Annotated in this window: 19 protein-coding genes; 15 read left to right on the top strand and 4 right to left on the bottom strand. The window is 75.1% G+C overall.

Going from position 1 to position 23,981, the window contains the following annotated elements; translation table 11 throughout:
* Positions 1-7 precede the first annotated feature (7 nt).
* Both O2W18_RS02785 and serC read left to right on the top strand, forming a co-directional pair.
* A complete protein-coding gene (locus O2W18_RS02785; protein WP_269186046.1) occupies positions 8-1,138 on the top strand; it encodes a citrate synthase 2 in 1,131 nt (376 codons plus the stop codon).
* A 29-nt stretch (positions 1,139-1,167) separates the two neighbouring features.
* Positions 1,168-2,283 carry a phosphoserine transaminase gene (serC, locus tag O2W18_RS02780; RefSeq protein ID WP_269186045.1) on the top strand — a complete coding sequence of 372 codons (1,116 nt, stop codon included), beginning with the start codon at positions 1,168-1,170 and terminating at the stop codon, positions 2,281-2,283.
* A 53-nt stretch (positions 2,284-2,336) separates the two neighbouring features.
* Here the strand turns inward: serC and O2W18_RS02775 are convergent, their stop codons facing one another.
* The 3 genes from O2W18_RS02775 to O2W18_RS02765 all read right to left on the bottom strand — a co-directional run bounded on the left by O2W18_RS02775 (position 2,337) and on the right by O2W18_RS02765 (position 7,592).
* Positions 2,337-3,806 carry a circularly permuted type 2 ATP-grasp protein gene (locus O2W18_RS02775; RefSeq protein WP_269186044.1) on the bottom strand — a complete coding sequence of 490 codons (1,470 nt, stop codon included), beginning with the start codon at positions 3,804-3,806 and terminating at the stop codon, positions 2,337-2,339.
* A gap of 7 nt (positions 3,807-3,813) precedes the next feature.
* On the bottom strand, positions 3,814-5,670 hold the full coding sequence (locus O2W18_RS02770; protein ID WP_269186043.1) for a S9 family peptidase: 1,857 nt from the start codon (positions 5,668-5,670) through the stop codon (positions 3,814-3,816).
* A 137-nt stretch (positions 5,671-5,807) separates the two neighbouring features.
* The gene (locus tag O2W18_RS02765; RefSeq protein WP_269186042.1) at positions 5,808-7,592 is read right to left on the bottom strand and encodes an N-acetylglutaminylglutamine amidotransferase; all 1,785 of its coding nucleotides are present in this window, start codon (positions 7,590-7,592) and stop codon (positions 5,808-5,810) included.
* Between the two features lie 287 nt (positions 7,593-7,879).
* Here O2W18_RS02765 and sepH point away from each other — a divergent pair, with 287 nt between their 5' ends.
* From sepH to O2W18_RS02745, 4 genes are all read left to right on the top strand, one after another.
* On the top strand, positions 7,880-8,857 hold the full coding sequence (gene sepH, locus O2W18_RS02760; protein ID WP_269186041.1) for a septation protein SepH: 978 nt from the start codon (positions 7,880-7,882) through the stop codon (positions 8,855-8,857).
* 69 nt (positions 8,858-8,926) lie between these two features.
* Positions 8,927-10,750 carry an ABC transporter ATP-binding protein gene (locus O2W18_RS02755; protein ID WP_269186040.1) on the top strand — a complete coding sequence of 608 codons (1,824 nt, stop codon included), beginning with the start codon at positions 8,927-8,929 and terminating at the stop codon, positions 10,748-10,750.
* Positions 10,747-12,615 carry an ABC transporter ATP-binding protein gene (locus tag O2W18_RS02750; RefSeq protein ID WP_269186039.1) on the top strand — a complete coding sequence of 623 codons (1,869 nt, stop codon included), beginning with the start codon at positions 10,747-10,749 and terminating at the stop codon, positions 12,613-12,615. Before O2W18_RS02755 ends, O2W18_RS02750 begins: the two co-directional genes overlap by 4 nt.
* A gap of 181 nt (positions 12,616-12,796) precedes the next feature.
* Positions 12,797-13,270, top strand: coding sequence for a general stress protein (locus O2W18_RS02745; protein WP_269159856.1), 474 nt, complete (start codon positions 12,797-12,799; stop codon positions 13,268-13,270).
* Between the two features lie 76 nt (positions 13,271-13,346).
* On the opposite strand, the gene O2W18_RS02740 is transcribed toward O2W18_RS02745, so the two are convergent.
* A complete protein-coding gene (locus O2W18_RS02740; RefSeq protein WP_269186038.1) occupies positions 13,347-14,156 on the bottom strand; it encodes a TrmH family RNA methyltransferase in 810 nt (269 codons plus the stop codon).
* A 65-nt stretch (positions 14,157-14,221) separates the two neighbouring features.
* Here O2W18_RS02740 and O2W18_RS02735 point away from each other — a divergent pair, with 65 nt between their 5' ends.
* From O2W18_RS02735 to O2W18_RS02695, 9 genes are all read left to right on the top strand, one after another.
* A complete protein-coding gene (locus O2W18_RS02735) occupies positions 14,222-15,187 on the top strand; it encodes an NAD(P)/FAD-dependent oxidoreductase (protein WP_269186037.1) in 966 nt (321 codons plus the stop codon).
* Between the two features lie 31 nt (positions 15,188-15,218).
* The gene (locus O2W18_RS02730; protein ID WP_269186036.1) at positions 15,219-16,256 is read left to right on the top strand and encodes a hypothetical protein; all 1,038 of its coding nucleotides are present in this window, start codon (positions 15,219-15,221) and stop codon (positions 16,254-16,256) included.
* A gap of 152 nt (positions 16,257-16,408) precedes the next feature.
* Entirely contained in the window at positions 16,409-17,662 is a 1,254-nt protein-coding gene (locus tag O2W18_RS02725; RefSeq protein ID WP_269186035.1) for a sensor domain-containing diguanylate cyclase, read from the top strand.
* Positions 17,663-17,750: 88 nt separating this feature from the next.
* Entirely contained in the window at positions 17,751-18,461 is a 711-nt protein-coding gene (locus O2W18_RS02720; protein WP_269186034.1) for an ABC transporter ATP-binding protein, read from the top strand.
* Positions 18,458-19,225: an ABC transporter permease gene (locus O2W18_RS02715; RefSeq protein ID WP_269186033.1), complete on the top strand. Its 768-nt coding sequence runs from the start codon at positions 18,458-18,460 to the stop codon at positions 19,223-19,225. The genes O2W18_RS02720 and O2W18_RS02715 overlap by 4 nt, the downstream gene beginning before the upstream one ends.
* A gap of 74 nt (positions 19,226-19,299) precedes the next feature.
* Positions 19,300-19,869 carry a TetR/AcrR family transcriptional regulator gene (locus O2W18_RS02710; protein WP_269186032.1) on the top strand — a complete coding sequence of 190 codons (570 nt, stop codon included), beginning with the start codon at positions 19,300-19,302 and terminating at the stop codon, positions 19,867-19,869.
* A gap of 12 nt (positions 19,870-19,881) precedes the next feature.
* On the top strand, positions 19,882-20,613 hold the full coding sequence (locus O2W18_RS02705) for an ABC transporter ATP-binding protein (protein ID WP_269186031.1): 732 nt from the start codon (positions 19,882-19,884) through the stop codon (positions 20,611-20,613).
* The gene (locus O2W18_RS02700; protein WP_269186030.1) at positions 20,610-21,296 is read left to right on the top strand and encodes an ABC transporter ATP-binding protein; all 687 of its coding nucleotides are present in this window, start codon (positions 20,610-20,612) and stop codon (positions 21,294-21,296) included. The genes O2W18_RS02705 and O2W18_RS02700 overlap by 4 nt, the downstream gene beginning before the upstream one ends.
* Positions 21,293-23,980: an FtsX-like permease family protein gene (locus tag O2W18_RS02695; protein ID WP_269186029.1), complete on the top strand. Its 2,688-nt coding sequence runs from the start codon at positions 21,293-21,295 to the stop codon at positions 23,978-23,980. The genes O2W18_RS02700 and O2W18_RS02695 overlap by 4 nt, the downstream gene beginning before the upstream one ends.
* The last annotated feature ends 1 nt before the right edge of the window (position 23,981 follow it).

Raw genomic sequence — 23,981 nt, 5'->3', positions numbered from 1 at the left:
ATGCGAGATGGCCGACGACTTCGTCCCTGGCCTGGAGGGCGTCATCGCCTTCGAGACCACCATCGCGGAGCCGGACAAGGACGGTGGGGCGCTGCGCTACCGCGGCGTCGACATCGAGGACCTGGTCGGCAAGGTCACCTTCGGCAACGTCTGGGCGCTGCTGGTCGACGGGGAGTTCGGCCCCGGCCTGCCCCCGGCCGAGCCGTTCCCCATCCCGGTGCACACCGGCGACGTCCGGGTCGACGTGCAGGCTGCACTGGCGATGCTGACCCCGATCTGGGGCTACCGCCCGCTGCTGGACATCTCCGCGGAGGAGGCCCGCGACGAGCTGGCCCGCGCTGCGGTCATGGCGCTGTCCTACGTGGCCCAGTCGGCGCGGGGCATCGGCATCCCGGCCGTGCCGCAGAAGCGGGTCGACGAGGCCTCCAGCATCGTCGAGCGGTTCATGGTGCGCTGGCGCGGCGAGCCCGACCCGCGGCACGTCGCCGCCGTCGACGCCTACTGGACCTCGGCCGCCGAGCACGGCATGAACGCCTCGACGTTCACCGCCCGGGTCATCGCCTCCACCGGCGCCGACGTCGCGGCCTCGCTGTCCGGGGCGATCGGGGCGATGTCCGGCCCGCTGCACGGCGGCGCCCCCTCCCGGGTGCTGCACATGCTGGACGGCGTCGAGGCCTCCGGTGACGCGACGCGCTTCGTCAAGGACCTGCTCGACAAGGGCGACCGGCTGATGGGCTTCGGGCACCGCGTCTACCGCGCCGAGGACCCCCGCGCCCGGGTGCTGCGCCGCGCCGCCGAGGAGCTCGGCGCACCCCGCTTCGAGGCCGCCCTGGCCCTGGAGCAGGCGGCGCTGCAGGAGCTGCGCGAGCGTCGTCCCGACCGGCCGATCGAGACCAACGTCGAGTTCTGGGCGGCGATCGTGCTGGACTTCGCCGAGGTGCCCAGCCACATGTTCACCTCGATGTTCAGCTGCGCCCGCACGGCCGGCTGGTGCGCGCACATCCTGGAGCAGAAGAACACCGGCCGGCTGGTGCGCCCGTCGGCGCGCTACGTCGGGCCCGATCCGCGCAAGCCCGAGGCCGTCAAGGGCTGGGACACCATCCAGACCAAGACGATCAGCGAGCCCGCCCCCGCCTGACGCAGGACGACCTGAGAGGCACACCGCAGATGAGCATCACGATCCCCACCGACCTGCTCCCCCGGGACGGCCGCTTCGGGTGCGGCCCCTCCAAGGTCCGCCCCGAGGCGCTGCAGTCCCTGGCGACCTCCGGGGTCGGCCTGATGGGCACCTCGCACCGGCAGGCGCCGGTGAAGAGCCTGGTCCGGCGGGTCCGGGAGGGCCTGTCCCAGCTCTTCGACCTGCCCGACGGCTACCAGGTGGTGCTCGGCAACGGCGGGACGACGGCGTTCTGGGACGCCGCCACCATCGGCCTGATCCGGCAACGCAGCGCGCACGGGAGCTACGGCGAGTTCTCGGCGAAGTTCGCCTCCGGGGTCGCCGAGGCGCCGTTCCTGGACGCGCCGGTGATCACCAAGGCCGCGCCCGGCTCGCTGGCGCTCCCCGAGGCCCAGGCCGGGGTCGACGCCTACGCATGGGCGCACAACGAGACCTCGACGGGGGTCATGGCGCCGGTCTCCCGCCCGGCGGGGATCGACGCCGACGCCCTCGTGCTCATCGACGCGACGTCCGGTGCCGGCGGGCTGCCGGTCGACGTCGCGCAGACCGACGTCTACTACTTCGCCCCGCAGAAGTCCTTCGCCAGCGACGGCGGCCTGTGGATCGCGCTGATGTCGGCCGCGGCCCTGGAGCGGGTGGCCGAGATCAAGGCCTCGGGCCGCTGGATCCCGGGTTTCCTGGACCTGTCGATCGCCGTGGACAACTCCGGCAAGGACCAGACCTACAACACCCCGGCGGTCGCCACGCTGTTCCTGCTGGCCGACCAGATCGAGTGGATGCTCAGCCTGGGTGGGCTCTCCGGTGCCGTGGCGCGGAGCGAGGAGTCCTCGAGCCGGCTCTACGGGTGGGCGGAGAAGACCTCGTACACCTCGCCGTTCGTCGCCGACCCCGAGCAGCGCTCCTTCGTCGTCGGCACGGTCGACTTCGACGAGTCGGTCGACGCCGCGCTGGTCGCTGCGACGCTGCGCGCGCACGGCGTCGTGGACGTCGAGCCGTACCGCAAGCTGGGCCGCAACCAGCTGCGGGTGGGCATGTTCCCGGCGGTCGACCCGGACGACGTCAGCGCGCTGACCGCCTGCATCGACCACGTCGTCGGCCGGCTCTGACGGTCCCGTCCTCCGCACCCCTTGCTCGCGAGGGGTGTGGAGGACGGCGGCCTTCAGGGCAGCAGCCAGGTGTCCTTGCTGCCGTCCAGCACGGCTGATCCGTCGGCCATGGCCACGCGGGTCCACGGCGCGGGCAGTGCCCGGGTCGTGGCACCGGCGACGGTGAACACCCGCAGGCCGGCGGCCCGCGGCGCCAGCGCACCGTCGACGACGGTGGGCACCGTGGAGCCGTCGACCGGCTCCTGGGCGATGAAGCGGTGCGGAGTGGCCGCCACCTCCGCCTGGAGCTCGGCGAGCTCGGCCGCGGAGCAGCGGGGCCCGACCACCACCCCGGAACCGCCGTACCCGTCGACCGGCCGCACGACCAACTCGTGCAGCCGGTCGCGCACCTCGGCGAGGTCGGCGTCGTCGGCCAGCAGCCAGGTGCGCACGGTTTCCAGTACCGGCTCCTCACCGAGGTAGAACCGGATCAGCTCCGGCACGTACCGGTAGGTGACCTCGCCGTCGGCCACGCCGTTGCCGGGGACGTTCGCCAGCGCCAGCTCCCCGGCCCGCACCGCGGCACCGAGCAGCGTGTCCAGCGGTGCACCGCTGGGGGTCAGGTGCGCAGCGAGGGCGGCCTCGTCCAGCTGTCGGTGGAGCACGTCGACGCGGAGCCGCTGCCCGTCCACCTGCACCGCCACGCCGCCACCGCGAGCCGGCCAGAGGGTGTCCGGCGTGGCGATCGGGACGTCCATCGCCGCCGCCAGCAACCGGTGCTCGAACCAGCTGCTGCTGTGCGGTCCCTCGGAGAGCACCGCCAGCTGGGGGGTGCCGGTGCACGCCGGCGGGGCGGCCTCGGCCAGTGCCGCGCGCAGCAGCGGCACCGCCTCGCCCGGGTCGGTGAGCCCCGCGGCCTCCGCCGCGGCGTGCAACTCGGGCAGCGCCGCCCGGCTGCTGACCCGGTCGCTGATCGCGTGCCCGAGGCCCGAGGGCGTCGACAGGTCGTCCGCGACCGCCACCCAGCCCCCGGGGCCGTGCCGCAGGTCCAGGCCGGAGACGGTGACCCGCGGCTGGCCGGGCACGGCCAGGCCGGCCGCCGAGGCACGGAGCCCCGGGCTGGCGGCGACCACCCACGCCGGCACGAGACCGGCGCGGACCACCTCGGCGTGCCGGTCGGAGTCGGTGCGCCGCCGCCCGGCCGGGCGGTAGACGTCGGCGAGGAAGGCGTTCAGCGCCCGGTGCCGCTGCTCGGCGCCGCGGGCGACGGAGGACCAGTCGGCGGCGGAGAGCAGGCGGGGCACCGGGCACAGCGGGAGCGGCCGCTCCTGCAGCCGGCCGTCGACGTGGCCGCCGACCACCACCCCGCGGTCCCGGCGTTCTCCGGCCACCGCGTCGACGAGCGCGCCGATCCCGCCGGAGCCGAGCTCGTCGAGCACCTGCAGCACGGGCCGGTAGGCCGGCCGGAGCGACCCTGCTGCGCCCACTGCCTCGTCGCGTGCCGAACCGGGGTAGGGCGCGAAGACGCCGGAGGCATCGGTCATCGCGGGCTCACAGCCAGCGATCGAACCACTCCGCGACCCGCTCCGACAGGTGCAGCAGGTTCTCCCGTCCCACGATCGTGTGACCCTCACCCCGCAGGAGGAGCAGCTCGACCGGGGCACCGCGGGCCGTCAGCTCCTGGTGCGCCTGGATCGACTCCAGCACCGGCACGTTGGTGTCCCGGTCGCCGTGGGTGAGCAGCACCGGGGACCGGAGCCGGTCCAGCACGGTCATCGGGGAGATCGCGGCCAGCATCTCCCGGTCGGTCACCGGGTCGCCGTACTCGGTGACCGAGGCCGCCGCCATCCACGGCTCGGTGCCGGCGAAGAAGGTGCGCAGGTCGCTCATCCCGGCCAGCGTCGCACCGGCGGCGAACAGGTCCGGCCAGCGGGTGAGCGCCACCAGCGTCAGGTAGCCGCCGTAGGACCAGCCGTGCGCACCGACCCGGCCGGGCAGCGCGATCCCCTGGGCCACCAGGTGCTCGACGGTGGCGACGACGTCGGTGAACGACTGCTCCCGGGCGGCCAGGTCATCGGCGGCCATGAACGCCCGGCCGTGCCCGCCCGAACCGCGCACGTTCGGCGCGAAGACGGTCAGCCCCACCGCGACCAGCGACTGCGCCACCGGGTGGTAGTCCGGGCGTTCCTGCCCCTCCGGACCGCCGTGGAAGCTCACCACCGTGCGACTGGGGCCGGTCAGCCCCGGCGGGGTGTAGAGCCAGCCGTCCAGCTCGGTCCCGTCGGCGGCCGCGTAGCGCAGCCGGACCGGCGTGACCAGCAGGCGCGGGTCGGGGTGGCGGGGCGTGCTGGGCAGCGGCACCGGCTCACCGCCGATGTCCAGCGGGACCGACCACAGCGACCGGGGGGAGGTGGGGCCGGTCAGCTCGGCGAGCAACGTGCCCCCGTCGGCCGACAGCGACCAGCCGGGCATGACCGGGTGCGGCAGCGCCACGGCACGCAGCAGACCGCCGTCGGTGAGGTCCCGCAGCTCCAGCTCGGTGATCCCGTCGGCGTTCCAGACGCACAGCACCGTGCCGTCGGTGCGCACGGCGTAGGAGTCCAGGTCGGCGTCGGGGCGGGCGATGAGCACCCGGGCCGGACCCGGCCGCCGATCGGCGTCCAGCGGGACGCGGGCCAGGCCCGTGCGGTCGCTGCGCGGGAGCCCGGGCCGCGCCGGGAGGGCGGCGCGGAGGAAGACCGCCGAGCCGTCCGGGGCGAACCGGCCGTCCTCGGAGGCGCCGCCCCCGGGGGCGGTGAGCGGGATGGCCCGCCGCTGGACGCCGGTGACGACGTCGACCAGCACGATGTGCCGGTGCCCGCGCGGACCCTGCCGGGCCAGCACCGTGCGCTCGTCGGCGGAGACCGCGGTGACGGCGAGGAAGCCGCCGGTGGCGAGGGTGCGGTGGGCACCGCTGACCACGTCGACCAGGACGACGTCGGCGCCGGGGCCGTCCCCGGGGGCGATCGAGCAGACGTAGTGGCCACCTGCGGTCCACCCGCCGGCGAAGACGGTGGCGCGTGGGTCCTGCCCGGCCACCAGGTGCCGGTCGGTGCCGTCGGGCCGCACGGCCCACAGCTGCGCGCAGATGGAGCCGCCGGGGCTCACCAGGTAGGCCAGCCACTCGCCGTCCGGCGACCACGCGACCGAGACGACCTCCTCCTCGACACCGGACAGCACCGCGGGCGGGGTCTGCTGGTCCAGCGCCGCGACCTCCAACCGGGGGACGCCGGAGCGGTCGCTGACGTAGGCCACCCGGTCCCCCGTCGGCGCCAGGCTGGGGCACCAGGCGCCCGGTGCACCGGCGATCTCGGCGACGGCGAGGCGCACCTCGGTGGGCAGTCCTGCCTGGCGCAGCACGTCGGTCATGGCACCTCCTCGGTCGGGGGATCGGTCGGTCGGCGCGACGCGGTGCGTCGCCGGACCGCACCGTCCGTCGGCTCCGAGTGGAGCAGATGCCCTCGTGGCGCTGTTCCGCGCCGCGCCGTGAGCGCGGCCACGCCAGGTCAGCGGATGCCGTGCCGCTGCAGCCACAGCTCCAGCAGCCCGACCTGCCACAGCTGGTTGGCACCCAGCGTGGTGCGGTGGCCGTTCGGGTCGGCGAGCAGCCGTTCCACGTAGTCGGTGCGGAACAGGCCGCGTTCCCGTGCCTCCGGTGCCCGCAGCGCCGCGCGCACCGTCTCCAGGTAGTCACCGTGCAGGTCGGTGATCGCCGGCACCGGGAAGTAGCCCTTGGGCCGGTCGATCACGTCGGCGGGGATGACCGCGCGGGCGGCGTCCTTGAGCACGCCCTTCCCACCGTGGGCCAGCTTGAGCTCCGGCGGGACGGCGGCGGCCAGTTCCACGAACTCGTGGTCCAGGAACGGCACGCGGGCCTCCAGGCCCCAGGCCATCGTCATGTTGTCGACCCGCTTGACCGGGTCGTCCACCAGCATGATCGTCGAGTCCAGCCGCAGCGCCTTGTCCAGCGTGGTCGCAGCCCCCGGCCGGGCGAAGTGCTCGGCGATCAGCGCCCGGCTGACGTCGTCGGTCACCATCCAGCGGTCACTGAGCTGGGTGGCCAGCTCGGCGTGCGGCCGGTCGACGAAGACCCGCGCGTAGGCCTCGACGGCCGCCTCGGCCGGGACGCCCTCCAGCGGCGGGTACCAGTCGTAGCCGGCCAGCACCTCGTCGGCGCCCTGCCCGCTCTGCACCACCTTGACGTGCTGGCTGACCTGCTGGGAGAGCAGGTAGAAGGCGACCGCGTCGTGGCTGACCTGCGGCTCGCTCATCGCCGCCACCGCGCCGTCGAGGCCGGCGTGCACGTCGGCGCTGGGCACCATCAGCCGGTGGTGGTCGGTGCCGAAGGTCTCCGCGACCACGTCGGAGTACGCGAACTCGTCACCGGACCGCTCCCCGACGGCCTCGAAGCCGATGGAGAACGTGGCCAGCCCCTTCTGCCCCTCCTCGGCCAGCAGCCCGACGACGAGGCTGGAGTCGATGCCCCCGGACAGCAGCACGCCCACGGGGACGTCGGCGACCATCCGCCGGCGCACGGCCACGCGCAGCTGCTCCAGCACCCGCTCCTGCCACTCGACCGCGTCCAGGCCGGCGAACTCGGCCCGCCGCTCGTGCACCGGGCGCCAGTACTCCCAGTCGGACTCACGGCCGTCGGCCTCGTAGGTGCGGACCGTGGCCGGGGGCAGCTTGCCGACGCCGGCCAGGATCGTCCGCGGCGCCGGGACGACGGCGTGGAAGGACATGTAGTGGTGCAGCGCGACCGGGTCGATGCTGGTGTCCACGCCCCCGGCGCGCACCAGCGCGGGCAGCGAGGAGGCGAACCGCACCCGGCGCGGCCCGCGGCTGAGGTACAGCGGCTTGATCCCGAAGCGGTCGCGGGCCAGGACCACCCGGCCGGAGTCCCGCTCGACGACGGCGAAGGCGAACATCCCCAGGAACCGCTCGACGCAGGCCGCACCCCAGCGGTGGTAGGCCTTGAGCACCACCTCGGTGTCGGAGGTGGAGAAGAAGCGGTAGCCGGCGCCCTGCAGCTCGGCGCGCAGCTCCTTGTAGTTGTAGATGATCCCGTTGAAGACCATCGTCAGCCCGAGCTCTGCGTCGACCATCGGCTGAGCGCCGGCGTCCGTCAGGTCGATGATCTTCAGCCGCCGGTGCCCGAGCGCGACCGGCCCGGCCTGCCAGCCGCCGGAGCCGTCCGGCCCCCGTCGCTGGAGCTGGTCGCACATGGCGCTGACCGCCGCCATGTCGGCGACGCCTCCGTCGAACCGGACCTCACCCGAGATGCCGCACACGTGCGCCCCTCCCCTGTTCCTGTGGTGCGGCGCCGCGCTGCGCCGGTTCGCTGTCCCGCCGTCCCCTCGGCACGTGGCCGAGCGGGTCCGCCGGCTGCCGGAGTGTCCATTCTCGTCGTAGCGGCTCGGCCCGGCGACCGGGCCTCCCGGTGGACGCGAGGAGGTCTCGGGCGCCGCTGTCGAGCCGACGCGCCGTACCGGGCGTGTCGGCGGCGCGGGCCCGCGGGTGCGCCGTTAGCGTTGCGTCGGTCTGCGAACCGCGCCGAACCCTCCTGGAGGTCGCTCCCATGCGCTCACTGCGCCTCGTGGCGCTCTCCGAGGACGGCGCGCACCTGGTGCTCGCCGCGGACGCGCCCGACTCCACCGACGGCGAGCGCTTCGAGCTCCCCGTGGACGACCGGCTGCGGCAGCTCCTGCGCGCCGGCGCCCCGCCCCAGGCCCCGGCCGAGGTGGCCCACGACCTGCCCCCGCGGGTCATCCAGGCCCGGATCCGGGCCGGCGAGACCCCCGAGCAGGTGGCGCACGCCTCCGGGACCCGGGTCGAGCGGATCATGCGCTTCGCCCACCCGGTGCTGCAGGAGCGCGCCCGGGTCGCCGAGCAGGCCCGCGGTGCCCGGGTGCGACTGTCCGAGGGCACCCCCAGCGTGCCCCTGGAGCAGTTCATGTCCGAGCGGCTGCGGCTGCTCGGCGCCGACCTGGAGGCCGTCCGCTGGGACGCCCACCGCGCGGAGGACGGCACCTGGCAGGTGCAGGCGGACTGGGAGGCCGGCGCCAAGTCCGGCAGCACCCGCTGGAGCTACGACCTGCCCGCCCGCACCGTGACCCCGGTCGACGCCACGACGATGGACTTCGCCGAGGGCACCCGACTGGTCCGGGTGGTCCCCGACGTGCCGGCCGGCCTGCCCGCCGCGCCCTTCGCCCGCCGGGGGATCTCCGTGCTGCACGACGAGGAGGACGTCGAGGCCGAGGCGCGCACCGACGCCGGGGCGGCCGAGGACGGCGCCGGGGAGCACGACGACGAGGCGCAGGCGGCGGTCACCGCGGACCCGCTCCCCGTCGACGAGGTGCCCGACGACGACGTCGCCCTCCCCGGCGAGGAACGCCCGACCGACGGGCCGCCGCGTCGGAGCGCCTACGACGCCGTCGACCCCGACAGCCAGGACACCGCGGTGCTGGGCAGCTTGCTCGACGGCGAGACCGAGGACCCGCGCGCCCGCATCCCCGCCTGGGAGGACATCGTCTTCGGGGTCCGCCGGAACCGCTGAGCCCAGCGGCCCGATCCGGTCCGTAATCCGTTCGTCCCCGTCGGTGCCCCGGCATAGCCTGACCCGGCCATGACCGAGACCGCCGCCGCTGCCGACGACACCCGGGGCCGGCTCTCCGCGCTCACCCGGCTGCTGCCCTTCGCCCGTCCCTACCGCGGGCTCATCGCGCTCACCTTCACCGGCGCACTGCTCGCCACCCTCGCCCAGCTGGCCGTCCCGCTGCTCACGCCGGCCATCGTCGAGGGGCCGATCGCCCGTGGCGACCGTTCCGCCCTGATCCCGCTGCTCGCCCTGGCACTGCTCTTCGGCGTCGCCGAGGCTGCCCTGTTCTTCCTGCGCCGCTGGGCGATGAACATCAGCAGCCTGCAGATCGAGCGCGACCTCCGCGACACCCTGTACCAGCGGCTGCAGCGGCTGCCGGTCGCCTTCCACGACCACTGGTCCTCCGGTCAGCTGCTGTCCCGGGCCACCTCCGACGTCTCCACCATCCGGCGCTTCGTCGGCTTCGGCGCCGTCTTCCTGATCGTCAACCTGCTCACCTGCGTCGTCGTCGGCGTGCTGCTGGTGGTCACCTACTGGCCGCTGGGCGTCGCGGTGCTGACCACCACGCTGCCGCTGGTCTTCTTCGGGCTGCGGCTGGAGAAGCGGTACAACGCCGAGTCGCGGCTGGTGCAGGACGAGCAGGGCGAGCTGGCCACCGACGTGGAGGAGGCGGTCCAGGGCATCCGGGTGGTCAAGTCCCTCGGCCGCAGCGGGATGGTCTTCGGCCGCTACGACCGCAAGGCCCTGCGGCTGCGCGACCTGGAACTGGGCAAGGTCCGCACCCTGGCGCTGATCTGGTGCCTGTTCGAGTTCCAGCCGCAGATCACCCTGGCGGTGATCCTGGTGGGCGGGTCGCTGGCGGTCAGCAGCGGCGCCCTGACCGTCGGCGGGCTGATCGGCTTCGTCGCGCTGTTCACCGTGCTGCTGTGGCCGATCCTCTCCCTGGGCTTCCTGCTCGCTCAGGCGCAGGAGACGGCCAGTGCCTGCGACCGGATCGGCGAGCTGCTCGACGCCCCGCTGACCGTCACCGACTCCCCCGGCGCCCGGCCCGCCGCCGTGGGCACGCCCGCCCGGTTGCGCTTCGAGCACGTCGGGTTCCGCTTCCCCGGCGCCGGGGACCCGGTGCTCACCGACGTCGACCTCGAGGTCGAGCCCGGCGAGACGATCGCGCTGGTCGGCGCCACCGGGTCGGGCAAGACGACGATGACCGCGCTGGTCGCCCGGCTCTACGACGTCACCGGCGGGCGGGTCACCCTCGACGGCCACGACGTCCGCGACCTCCCGCTGGCCCAGCTGCGCACCGTGGTGGCCACGGCGTTCGAGGAGGCGACGCTCTTCTCGATGAGCGTCCGGGAGAACGTCACGCTGGGCCGGCCGGACGCCGGGGACGCGGACGTGGCCGAGGCCCTGCGGGTCGCCCAGGCCGACTTCGTGCACGAGCTGCCGTGGGGCCTGGACACCCGGATCGGCGAGCAGGGCCTGTCGCTGTCCGGCGGGCAGCGGCAGCGGCTGGCGCTGGCCCGGGCGGTCCTCGGCCGGCCGTCGGTGCTGGTGCTCGACGACCCGCTGTCCGCCCTCGACGTGCACACCGAGGCCCTCGTCGAGCGCGCGCTGCGCGAGGTGCTCGCCGAGACGACCGCCCTGGTGGTCGCCCACCGGGCCTCCACGGTGCTGCTCGCCGACCGGGTGGCCCTGCTCGAGGAGGGCCGGATCACCGCCGTCGGGCGGCACACCGACCTGCTCGCGCAGGTGCCCGCCTACCGGGCGCTGCTCTCCTCGGAGTCGGAGCTGGCGGGGTCGATCGACGCCGACCGGATCCGCACCGACCTGAGCGGGGTGGGCTGCCCGTGACCACCCCCGGCACCGGCGCAGCCGTGACCACCACCACCGGCGCACCGGCCGACGCACACGCCGACTGGCGGGGCGTGGCCGGCGAGGACGCCGACGACCTGGACACCTCGGCCAGCTCCTTCCTGCGCGGCCGATCCCGGCGGCTGCTCGGCGAGCTGCTGCGTCCGCACCGGCGGGTGCTGTGGCAGCTGCTGGCCGTGATCGTCGTGCAGAACCTGGCCTGGCTGGCCGGCCCGCTGCTGATCGGGATCGGCATCGACGTCGCCGTCCCGGCGCTGCTGGACGGCGATCCGTGGCCGCTGGTCTGGACGACGGCGGCCATGGTCGCCGCAGCCGTGCTGGACGCCGCACTGCGCTACCGGTTCCTCATCGGGTCCGGGCAGGTCGGCCAGGCGGTGCTGCTCACCCTGCGACGGCGGGTGTTCACCCATGTCCAGGGGCTGCCGCTGTCCTTCCACGAGCGGTACACGTCGGGCAAGACGATCAGCCGGCTCACCAGCGACGTCGAGGCGCTCGCCGAACTGCTGGACGAGGGGCTCGACGGGCTGCTCACCGCCCTGTTCAGCGTGGTGTCGATCGGCGTCCTGATGCTGGTGCTCGACCTGCCCCTGGGCCTGGTCGCACTGCTCGGCCTCCCGGCGCTCTACCTCGTCGGCCGCTGGTTCCAGCGCAGCTCCACGGTGGCCTACCGGCGCACCCGGCAGACCATCGCCGCGCTGATCGTGCAGTTCACCGAGACCTTCGGCGGCATCCGGGCGGTCCAGGCGTTCCGGCGGGAGCCGCGCAACGACGGCCTGCACGCCGAGCTCAACGAGGCCAACCGGGAGGCCCACCACCGCGCCTTCTGGCTGATCGCCGTCTTCGTGCCGACGGTGACCCTGATCGGCAACCTGGTCACCGTCGCGGTGCTCGGCTACGGCGCGCTGCGGGTGATGGACGGCGACCTGGAGGTCGGCTTCCTGCTGTCCTTCCTGGTCTACCTGCGCCGCTTCTTCGACCCGCTGCAGGACATCGCGATGTTCTACAACAGCTACCAGTCGGCCAGCGCCGCACTGGAGAAGCTGTCCGGCGTCCTGGAGGAGCACTCCAGCGTGCCCGAGCCGGCCGATCCGCTGCCGCTGCAGTCACCCACCGCCGGGGAGGTCGTCTTCGACGGCGTCCGGTTCGGCTACGGAGGCGCGACCGTGCTCCCGCAGCTGGACCTGACGATCCCGGCCGGCCAGACCGTCGCGCTCGTGGGCGCGACCGGGGCGGGCAAGTCCACCCTGGCCCGGCTGACCGCCCGGTTCTACGACCCGGTGGCCGGTCAGCTGCGGCTGGACGGCGTCCCGCTGGACCGACTGGCCGACGCCGACCTGCGCCGGGCGGTGGTGATGGTGACCCAGGAGAGCTTCCTGTTCTCCGGGTCGATCGCCGACAACATCTCCTTCGGCAAGCCGGACGCCACCCGGGCCGAGATCGAGGCGGCGGCCCGGGCGATCGGGGCGGACGCGTTCATCCGGGCGCTGCCGGAGGGCTACGACACCGAGGTCGCCAAGCGGGGCGGCCGGCTGTCGGCCGGTCAGCGCCAGCTGGTCAGCTTCGCCCGGGCGTTCCTCGCCGACCCCGCGGTGCTGGTCCTCGACGAGGCCACCAGCTCCCTCGACGTGCCCAGCGAGGTGCTGGTCCAGCGAGCACTGCAGACGCTCCTGGCCGACCGGACGGCGCTGATCATCGCCCACCGGCTCTCCACGGTCGAGATCGCCGACCGGGTGCTGGTGATGGAGGCCGGCCGGGTGGTCGAGGACGGCTCCCCCGCCGAGCTGGTGGGCGGTGCCGGCCGGTTCGCCGACCTGCACCGCGCCTGGGCCGACAGCCTCGTCTGAAGAAGGACCCCTCTGCCCCCCACCACTCGCGAGCTCGCGGCGGGCCCCTGCAGAGGGGCCGAGGAACAGGGGGTCCGTGGAGGTCGTTCCGGGTAGTACGCCGGTCGTCGTCCTGCGGGATGCGAGGGGTGGCCGGAACGTCCGGCCTCCGCCAGCAGGCCGGCACGGAACGGAGACAGACATGTCAGCTTCGGTGTCCATGCCGCTCGGCGGCGTACAGGTCGGCTCCTACGAGGACTACCAGCAGGCCCAGCGGGCGGTGGACTTCCTCTCCGACGAGAAGTTCCCGGTCGAGAACGTGACGATCATCGGCACCGACCTGCGGATGGTCGAGCGGGTGACCGGCCGGCTCAGCTGGGGCCGGGCGATCGCCGCCGGCGCGGCCAGCGGTGCGTGGTTCGGCCTCTTCGTGGGCCTGCTGCTCGGCATCTTCGCCGCCGACGGCGGCGGCTGGATCGGCTCGGTGCTCACCGGCCTGCTGATCGGGCTCGTGTTCGGCGCCGTCTTCGGGGCGGTCGGCTACTCGACCAGCCGCGGGCAGCGTGACTTCACCAGCACCAGCAAGGTGGTGGCCAGCCGCTACGACGTGATGTGCGCGCCCCAGCACGCCGAGCAGGCCCGCGCCGAGCTCGCCAAGCTCTCCCTGCGCGGCTGACGAAGGACCCCTTGCCCCCCACCGCTCGCAAGCTCGCGGCGGGACCCTGCAAGGGGCCGTTCCAGCACCTCACCCTTCAGCGCAGCGTGGCGAAGGCGACCGCCGCCGCGGCGGCGACCCCGAGGGAGTCCACCCCGCTGCGCATCGGGATCCGGGCGCGCACCCGGGCGGCCGTCTTGGCCGCGGGGGTGAGCCCCGGGCCCTCGGCGCCGAGCAGGACGGCGGTGCGCGGGTGGGCGGCGAGGTCGACGTCGCCCAGGTCGACGGCGTCGGGGGCCGGGGTCAACGCCACCGTGAGGTAGCCGGCGGCGTGCAGCCGGTCCAGGTCGGTGGGCCAGTCGCCCAGGACCGCGATCGGCAACGACAGCACGTGCCCCATCGACACCCGCACGCACCGCCGGTAGAGCGGGTCGGCGCAGGTGGGGTCCAGCAGCAGGCCGTCGACCCCGAGGGCCATCGCCGACCGGGCGATCGAGCCGATGTTCTCGTGGTCGTTCAGCCCCTCCAGCACCGCCAGCCGGCGCGGTGCGGCCGGATCGGGGCCGGCCAGCAGGGCGTCCAGGTCCGCCGGCGGCAGCCGGTCGGCGGAGGCGAGCACCCCGCGGGTCAGCCGGAAGCCGATGACGTCGGAGAGCACCCACCGGTCGGCCTCGTAGGCCGGCACGTCGTCGGGGAGCTGCAGGTCGGCCACCCGGCCGGGGATGCCGAAGACGCTGCGCACCGGGTAGTCCGACGCGAGCAGCCGCTGGACCGCCGGCACCCCCTCCACGATCACCGGTCCGGTGCCGCGTTCGGTCCCGGGCTTGCGGTCGCCGGCGACCAGGTCGCGGAAGTCGGCCACCCGCTCGTCGGCCGGGTCGGTGATCAGCACAGGGGGGACAGGCACGCCGACGATCATCCCCGGCGACCCCCGACGCGCACGATCCGGCGGGGGCCAGCAGGATCGACCGGGTGAACACCGCGGGCACCACGACCGTCGTCGGCGGCGGCATCGCCGGCATCGCCTGCGCCCGGGCCCTGGCCGACCGGGGGCTGCCGGTGCAGGTCCTGGACCGGGGCCGCCGGCTCGGTGGCCGGATGGGCGGCCGCAGCCTGCACGGCCGCGCCGTCGACCTCGGCGCCTCCTACTTCACCGTGGGCGAGGACGACGGGTTCGCGCGGGTCGTCGCCGGGTGGGTGGACCGCGGCCTGGCCCGGCCCTGGACCGACACGTTCGCGGTCGCCGGACCGGACGGCATCGAGCGGACGACGTCCGGCCCGCTGCGGTACGGCACCGCGGGCGGCCTCCGCGGCCTGGTCGTCGACCTCGCCGAGGGCCTGGACGTGCAGCTGGATCGAGCGGTCACCCACGTCGGCGACGGCGGGAGCCCGACGGTGGACGGGGACCCGGCCGCCGCCGTCGTGCTCGCGATGCCCGACCCGCAGGCGGCCCGGCTGCTGGACCCGGGGGCGGCGGTCGCCGGGAGCCTGCAGGACGCCGGGTGGCAGCCCACGCTCGCGGTGGCCATCGGCTTCCCCGAGCGGGGCTGGCCGGCCGACCTGCACGGGGTCTTCGTGCACGACTCCCCGGTCCTGGACTGGGTCGCCGACGACGGCGACCGGCGCGGGGACGGCGCTCCGGTGCTGGTCGCCCACACGACGCCCGCCTTCGCCGCCGAGAACCTGGCCGAACCCGAGCGGGCCGCCCCCGCGGTCCTCGCCGCGGTCCGTGCCCTGCTCGGCCTGTCGGGCGAGCCGGAGTGGACGCACGTCCACCGCTGGACGTTCGCGAAGCCGACCGCCCCGCGCGACGCGCCGTTCGCGCTGGCCGACGGGATCGGGCTGTGCGGTGACGGCTGGGCGGCTCCGTCGAAGGTGGAGAGCGCCTGGCGTTCCGGGGACGCCCTGGGCAGCGCCCTGGCCGACGCGACCGCCTGACCGGCCCGCCGACCCGGATCGGGGGACCCACGTGCCCGGGGGCTTCAGCCCACCACCCGGACCGGCCGAGGCCGGGGTCGAGCGGGAGCGGTCGGGCGGTTCACGCACGGCGGCGCTCGCCCGCGGCGTCGGCGTCCCCGCGCTGGTCGCCACCCTCATCGGCCTGGCCTTCGTGGTGGTCTTCCTCGCCGCCTTCCACGCCGCCGTGCCGCACGACCTGCCGGTGGCCATGGTGGGCAGCCAGCAGGACGTGGCCGCGGTGACCGATGCCCTGGAGGAACGGCTGCCCGGCCGGCTGGCGCCCCGGCCGCTGCCCGACGAGGCCGCCGCCCGGGCCGCCGTCCGGCAGGCCGACGTCTACGGGGCCCTGCTGCTGACGGGCCCGCAGCCGCAGCTGCTCGTCGCCGGGGCGCATGGGCAGGGCGTCACCACCACCCTCACCCAGGCGTTCCAGCCGATCACCGAGAGCCTGCAGGTGGAGGACGTACGGCCGCTCTCCCCCGGCGACACCCGCGGCCTGGGCATCTTCTACGGCGCGTTCGGGGTGGTGCTGGGCGGCTTCCTGTTCGGGATCAACTCCTACCAGGCCGCCCCGAAGCTGCCGCTGCGCTGGCGGGTGGTGAGCATCCTGCTCTTCGCGGTGGCCTCCGGGCTGCTGGTCGCCTGGGCAGCGGGTGTGCTGTTCGACGCCATCCCCGCCGACTTCGGGGTGCTCGCCCTGCTGGTCGGGTTGCTGGCGCTGGCGGTCGCCGCCCCAGCCGCCCTGCTGCTGCGAGCGATCGGCTCCGGCGGCACGTTCGTCACCTCGCTCGGACTGATCATCCTGGGCAACGCCACGAGCACCGGGAACCTGCCGGCGGCGTACCTGCCGCCGTGGATGGAGCCGCTGGCCGGCATCCTCCCTCCCGGGGTGGCGGTACGGGCGTTGCGCGGCGCCTCCTACTTCGCTGACGACGGCGTCGCTCGGGCCTTGTGGGTGCTGGCATCGTGGTCGATCGTGCCGCTGCTGCTGATCGCCGTGCTGGACGCCGTGCGCCGCCGACGCCGCACGAGCTCCTCCGGTGGGTGAGGTCGGCTCTCCCCCACCCGAGGGATGCCGGCCCCCCGGGGGGTGCAGCCGCCGCTCTCCGCTGCCGACCTGGTGGCATGGCGCCGCAGCGGACGACAGGTCGGGGGGACACCCTTGCCCGGTGGTCGGCGTTCGGCCGCCTCGCTGCCGGGATGGCCCTCCTGGGGATCGCCGTGGGCGCCGTCTTCCCGCTGTTCGCCGAGCTGCTGGGCGTGCCTGCCCGGTATGCCGCCGACCCGACGTTCCGCGCCGCATGCCTCGCCGCCGGGCTGGTGCTCGGCGCGGCCAACTGGTTGCTGGCCCGGCAGGTGATCGGCAGCCGGCTGCGACTGCTGGCCGACCGGATCGCCGACGTCGCCGACGCGGTCGGCAACCCGGTGGGCACTGCCCAGGGCCCGGCCCTGCCGGCAGCCGCGCTGGCCCTCCCGGTGGGCTCGACGGACGACCTGGGCACCACCGCGGCGGCCTTCAACTCCCTGCTCGCGGCCCTGGACCGGGAGCGCCGCTTCCGCTCCGTGGTGCAGGCCACCAACGACGTCCTGGCGCTGCTCACCCCGAGCGGCTCCATCTCCTTCGTCTCCGACTCGGTCTCCGACGTGCTGGGCTGGTCACGCGAGGAGCTGCTGGGCCGGCAGGTGCACGAACTGGTGCACCTGGAGGACGCCGACCTCTTCACCACCGACGGTGCGCCGATCACCAACGCCGACGCCCCGTCCCAGGTCTTCCTCGTCCAGGCCCGGCACCGGGACGGCGGCTGGCGGCACCTGGAGGTCAGCTCCTCGGACCGGCGCGACGACCCCGTCATCGGCGGGCTGCTGCTGACCGCGCGGGACGTGACCGAACGGCTGGAACTGCAACTTCGGCTGGCGTTCCAGGCCACCCACGACGGGCTGACCGGCCTGCCGAACCGGGCGGCACTGCTCGCCCGCGGGGCCGAGTTGCTGGCCGAGCTGACCCCGCTCGCCGTGCTGCTGATCGACCTGGACCGGTTCAAGGAGGTCAACGACACCCTCGGGCACAGCTCCGGCGACCGCCTGCTCGCCCAGGTCGGGCCGCGACTGCAGCCCCTCCTGAGGGACGTCGACCTGCTCGCCCGGCTCGGCGGCGACGAGTTCGCCGTGCTCCTGCCGGGGGCGACGGCCCAGGACGCGTGCGGCGCGGCGCGCCGGCTGCGCGACGCCCTCTGCTCGCCGTTCCCGGTCGACGAGCTCGCGCTGGACGTCGGCGCCAGCATCGGCGTGGCCATCTCCGGCGACGCCCCGACGGAGATCGGCGCCCTGCTCCGCCAGGCCGACGTCGCCATGTACGTGGCCAAGGAACGTCGGAGCGGCGTCGAGCTGTACGACCTCTCCACCGACCAGCACGACCGCAGGCGCCGCCTGCTCACCGAGCTCGGCCACACCTGATCCCCCTGCCGCCGGTCCCGGTCTTGTCCTCGACGGACAACTCATCTAGCGTTGAGTTCATCACTCGTTGAGTTGTTCGGAGGCCGTCGTGGACGCCGTCACCGTCACCGATCTCGTCGTGCACCGCGGTGCCCGACCGGTCCTGCACGAGGTGGGGTGCTCGGTCCCCTCCGGGCAGGTCACCGGTCTGCTCGGGCCCAGCGGCAGCGGCAAGAGCACCCTGCTGCGCGCCCTGGTCGGAGCCCAGCGGGTCCGGTCGGGCACCGTGACCGTGCTCGGCCACCCGGCCGGCTCGGCCGCGCTGCGCTCCCGGGTCGGGTACGTCACCCAGGCGCCCAGCGTCTACGCCGACCTCACCGTGCGGGAGAACGCCCGCCACTTCGCTGCGCTGTACGGCCGAGGTGCAGCGGCCGCCGATGCGGCGATCGCCGACGTCGGGCTGGCCGAGGCGGCCGGCCAGCTGGTCGGTGACCTCTCCGGCGGCCAGCGGGGCCGGGCGTCGCTGGCCTGCGCCCTGGTCGGCGAGCCGGAGCTGCTGGTGCTCGACGAGCCCACGGTCGGGCTGGACCCGGTGCTGCGGGTCGAGCTGTGGAGCCGGTTCCACGCCCTGGCCGCGGCCGGCACGACGTTGCTGGTCTCCAGCCACGTGATGGACGAGGCCGGTCGCTGCGACCGACTGCTCCTGCTGCGCGACGGGCGGCTGCTCAGCGACACCACCCCGGCCGAGCTGCGCGCCCGGACCGGCACCGACGACCTGGAGCAGGCCTTCCTCTCGCTGGTGCAGGAGGTGGCGGCATGACCACCGCCCTCTCCCCTCGGTTGACCTCCGCCACCGCCGGCCGGGTGCTCCGCCAGTTGCGGCACGACCACCGGACGGTGGCGATGCTGCTGGTGTTGCCCAGTGCCCTGCTCGGGTTGCTGTACCTGCTGTGGGCCGACGTGCCCACCGCACCCGGGCAGCCGGACACCTTCGACCGGGTCGGGCTGACCATGCTCGGGGTCTTCCCGTTCGTGGTCATGTTCCTGGTGACGAGCATCGCAATGCTGCGGGAACGCACCTCCGGCACGCTGGAGCGACTGCTCACCACCCCGCTCTCCCGGCTGGACCTGCTGCTCGGCTACGGCCTGGCCTTCGGGCTGGCCGCCGCCGCGCAGGCGGTGGTCACCGTGACGATCGCGACCACGGTCTACGACCTGGACGTCACCGGGTCGCTGTCCCTGGTCGTGCTCATCGCCGTCGTCGACGCGGCGCTCGGCGTGGCGCTCGGGCTGCTGGCCAGCGCGTTCGCCCGCAGCGAGTTCCAGGCCGTGCAGCTCATGCCGGTCGTCGTCCTCCCCCAGTTCTTCCTGTGCGGGCTGCTGGCGCCGCGGGACCAGCTGGCCGGCTGGCTGCAGGCGGTCAGCGACGTCCTGCCGCTGAGCTACGCCGTGTCGGCCCTCCAGGAGGTGGGCGCCTCCCCAGAGGCGACGGGCACCATGTGGGTCGACGTCGGTGTGGTGGCCGGCGCGACGCTGCTGGCCCTGGGGCTCGCCGCGGCCACCCTGCGGAGGAGGACCAGCTGAGCGACCCGGCAGCACGACCACGGCGCACCCGCCCGACCGGACGTCGTCCGGGCAACCCCGACACCCGGGAGGCGGTGCTCGCCGCAGCGCGGGCCGCCTTCGCCGAGCGTGGGTTCGACGGCGCCTCGATCCGGGTGATCGCCACGGCGGCGGGGGTCGACCCGGCGCTGGTGCACCACTACTTCGGCAGCAAGGACAAGCTCTTCCTCGCCGCCATCGAGGCACCGGCCGACCCCGAGGAGCTGCTGCCCGAGCTGCTCGCCGGCGGGACGGCGGACCTCGGCGCCAGCGTCGTCCGGCTGCTGCTGCAGGTGTGGGACGGCCCCGGCCGGGCGGCCGGGCTCGCCCTGGTCCGGTCGGCCGTGACGAACGAGTGGACCGCGCGGCTGCTCCGGGAGTTCCTGGTCTCCCAGGTGCTGCGCCGGGTGGTCGGCACGCTGGGACTGCCCCGCGCCGAGGGCGAGGCGCGGGGCTCGCTGGTCGCCTCCCAGCTGATCGGGGTGGTGATGGCCCGCTACGTGCTGCGGGTGGAGCCCCTGGCGTCGGCGTCGGCGGAGGAGCTGGTGGCCGCCGTCGGGCCCACGGTCCAGCGGTACCTGACCGGTGACGTCGACCTCCCCGGGGTCGTTGCACCCACCACCTAGGCTCTCGCCTCGATGACCAGCGACGACGGCTCCTCTGCCGGCTCGGACGGGCTCTCCACCGCGCCGGACGCGCCGCCGGCCGCCGTCTGCCGGCGGGTCCGGAAGACCTACCGGACGGCGACGGAGTCGGTGACCGCGCTGGACGACGTCACCGTGGACATCCCGCGGGCACAGGTGACCGTGGTCGTCGGCCCCTCGGGTTCGGGCAAGTCCTCGCTGCTGCGGCTGCTGGCCTGCATCGACTCCCCCGACGGCGGGGAGGTGCTCATCGCCGGCCAGCGGGTCGACCGGCTGGGTGCCCGGGCCCGCCGGGCGCTGCGGCAACGGCAGGTCGCCTACCTCTTCCAGCGCCCCGGCGAGAACCTGCTCCCCTACCTGGACGCCGTCGCCCAGGTCCGGCTGGCCGCGTCCCTGCGGGGCGCCCCGGTCACCGTGGCCGCGGCGCTCGCCCTGCTCGACCGGCTGGGGCTGCGCGAGCGCGCCGACCACCACCCCGCGCAGCTGTCCGGCGGGGAGCAGCAGCGCCTGGCGGTGGCCTGCGGCGTCGTCGGGGACCCGGCGCTGGTCGTCGCCGACGAGCCCACGGCCGAGCTGGACACCGCGGCCGCCGAGCGGGTCCTCGTCGCGATGGAGGACCTCGCCGCCGCCGGGGTGGGGTTCGTCATCTCCTCGCACGACCCGCGGGTGATGGCGATCGCCGACGGCTTCATCCGGCTGGACCACGGCCGGCTGGTCACCTCGTGAACGCGCGGCTGCAGCCGGCCGGTGGGTTCACCGGCACGGGGCTGGTCAAGCGGTTCCGGCGTGGTGCGGAGACCGTCTCGGCGCTGGCCGGGGTCGGCCTGGACGTCGGCTCCGGGGAGCTCGTCGCCCTGGTCGGCCCCTCCGGGTCCGGGAAGAGCACCCTGCTCGCGCTGCTGTGCGGTTGGGAGACCGCCGACGAGGGCGAGCTCGCGTACCTCGGCCCGCTCGCGGGACGCCGTCCCGAGGGCTTCGGCTGGCGGGACCTGGCGCTGGTGCCCCAGGCGCTCGGGCTGGTCGCCGACCTCAGCCTGGCCGACAACGTCCTGCTGCCCGCCCGGCTGAGCGGCACGCTCGCGGCCGAGGAGACCCGCGCCAGGTCGCTGCTGACCGCCTTCGGGGTCGACCACCTCGCCGACCGCTACCCGCACCAGGCCTCCCTCGGCGAGCAGCAGCGGGTCGCCGTCGCCCGCGCGCTGCTGCTGCGCCCGGCGGTGCTGCTGGCCGACGAGCCCACCGCGCACCAGGACCGCGGCCACGCCGACCGGCTGCTCGACGCCGTCACCGACGCGGCCCGCGAGGGTTCGGCGGTGCTCATCGCCACCCACGACGAGATCGCCTGGGCCCGCGCCGACCGGGTGCTGTCCATGCGCGACGGCGTGGTCACCGAGGGCGTCCCGTCGTGAGCCGGCCACCGCTGTGGCGCCTGGCGCCGTGGAGCCGGGCACCGTGGCTCGGGCTGCGGCAGCCGGCCGCGGTCATCGCCGTGCTGGTGACCTCGGCGATCCTGGCCTGCGCGGTCGCCTCCGCCCCGCTCTTCCTCTCCTCGGCCCGCTCGGCCGCCCTGCAGCAGCAGCTCTCCCAGCGCTGCGACGAGGTGGCCCGTCCGCAGACCGGCGTCCAGTCGGCTCTCGTGGACGAGCAGCTCCAGCCGCTGGACGGCGGGGACGGCAGCACCCGGCCGGAGCTCGACGGTTCCCTGCTCCAGGCCTGGGCGGACGCCGGGCTGGAGGCCGAGCCGGTGCTGGCCACGGCCGGGATCGGCTCGTCCTCCCCGGGCTCCCTCGGCGCCCTCGCCCGCGGCCCGGACGGCGCTGCCCTGTCGCAGCCGGTCACCCTCTTCCACCGCCCGACCGCGCTGGACAACGTCGAGGTGGTCGAGGCCGGAAACGGATCAGGAGTCTGGGTGCCGGCGAGCGTCGCCGAGCAGGACGGCCTCGCGATCGGGGACCAGCTCGCCTTCGGCACCCAGCAGGCACCGGTCGCCGGCATCTACCAGGACCTGGCCGTCGCCAACCCCGACGACCCCTACTGGTGCGACTACCGGCTGCTGTTCTCCAACGAGGCCTCCGCGAATCGGGCCCCACCGGCGATGCTGCTGGTCACCGACGAGAGCACGTTCTACCGGCTCGCCACTGCCGCGGCCGGCTGGGCCGCCCGGCTCCAGCAGGTGCCGGTGGACGCTGCGTCGCTGTCGGTCAGCGACGTGCGCCGTCAGCAGGACGTCCAGCAACGGATCACCGCGGGCACCCGCCTGCCGCTGGCGTGGGATCCAGGGGTCCGTGCGGTCGCCGTGCCCAACGACCGGCTGCCCGACGTGCTGGAGCGTGCCGGGCTGATCGAGTCCGGGCTGCGCGGCCCGGTCGTCCCGGTCGCGGTGGCCGGTGCACTGCTCGCCCTGGTGCTGGTGGCCTCCGCCGGCAGCTTCTGGGCCGACCGGCGGGCCACCGAGGTGCGACTGCTCGCCGCCCGCGGGGTCGGCCCGGTGCCGCTGGCCGGCAAGGCCGCGCTGGAGCTGGGGCTGCCCGCGCTGGCCGGTGCGGCCCTCGGCTGGGCGGCGTCCCGGGTGCTGATCACCGGCCTCGGCCCCGCCGACGACCTCGACCCCTCGGCCACCTCCGCCGCCGCCTGGGCCGGGGTCGCCGCCTTCGTGGTCGGCCTGGGCGCCGCCTCGGCCGTGGCCGGGCTGCGGGCCCGCGGCACCGCGGAGCGACCGCTCGGGGCTGCCCCGCGGTGGCCGGCCCGGGTGCCGTGGGAGCTGGCCCTGCTGCTCGGCGCCGCGTGGTGCTGGCTGCTGCTGCAGTCGCGGGACGCGGTGGTCAGCGTGGCCTACGTGGCCCAGGTCAACGGGCTGCTGGTCGCCTTCCCGCTGCTGGCGATCGCCGGCGCCGCCGTCCTGCTCGGCCGGGGGGTCACCGCGCTGCTGCCTCGGTTGCGCCGCTGGGCCGGCCGCCGCTCCCCCGCCGTCTTCCTGGCCGTCAACCGGCTCACCGCGGCTCGGCTGGCCACCGCCACCCTGCTGGTCGCGGTCACCCTCCCGGTCGCCGTGCTGGGCTACACCGCGACGCTGACCGCCAGTTCGCAGACCACCCTGGACGCCAAGGTCGGGGTGCAGATCGGCGCGGCCGCAGCGGCCACCACGGTCACCCGGTTCGAGGTGACCCCGGCGCTGGAGGCGGCCGGCACCTACGTCGTCCGCTACGACGCCAGCGCCGCGGCCGGTGACGACGGGCGGACGGACGTCCAGGTGCTGGCCGTCGACCCCGACGACTTCGCCGACACCGCCTTCTGGGACGGCTCCTTCGCCGACCGCCCGCTCGCCGAGCTGCTGGCCGCGCTGACCGGACCGGAGGTCGACGGGCGGCTGCCGGTGGTCGCCGCCGGGCTCCCGGCCGGCGACCCCGACCTCCGGCTGGGCAGCACGGCGGTGCCGGCGGAGGTGACCGCCACCGCGCGGGTGCTGCCCGGCCGCCGCAGCGACGACCCGGTCGTGCTGGTCGCGGCCGACCGGCTGCCGGAGATCACCCGGAACGCCGGGGCCGCGCCCGCCGCCGAGCTCTGGACGAACGGCGACCTCGGCGCCGGGGTCGACGCCCTGACCGACGCCGGCGCGCAGAACATCCGGCTGCTCACCCCCGACGGGGTGCAGGAGAGCGCCAACTTCCTGGGCATCACCTGGACCTTCGGCTACCTCTCCGCGCTCGCCGTCTTCGTCGGGGTGATCGCCGTCGGCGGGCTGTTGCTGTACCTGGAGGCCCGTTCGCGCAGCCGCGTGTCCGGCTACGTGATGGCCCGCCGGCTGGGGCTGTCCCGAGGCGCGCACCTGCGCTCGCTGCTCGTCGAGCTGGTCGGGGTCGCGGTCGCCGGGCTGCTGCTCGGGGCCGTGCTGGCCGCCGGGGCGGTGGCGCTGGTGTACCGCCGGCTGGACGTCGACCTGGTGCGCCCGCCCACGCCGCTGCTGGACGTCCCCTGGTCGGCGATCGCCGGGACGGCGGTGGCCACCGTCGTCGTCGCCGCGCTCGCGGCGCTGTACGCCCAGCGGGCCGCCGACCGGCCCGACCCGGCGAGCGTGCTCCGCGAGGACGCGTGAG

Origin of the sequence: Modestobacter sp. VKM Ac-2983 (assembly GCF_026967885.1) — a bacterium.
In the GTDB taxonomy this organism is placed as follows: domain Bacteria; phylum Actinomycetota; class Actinomycetes; order Mycobacteriales; family Geodermatophilaceae; genus Modestobacter.
Note: the sequence above shows the minus strand (reverse complement) of the source record. Positions and strands in the feature narration are given on the sequence as shown.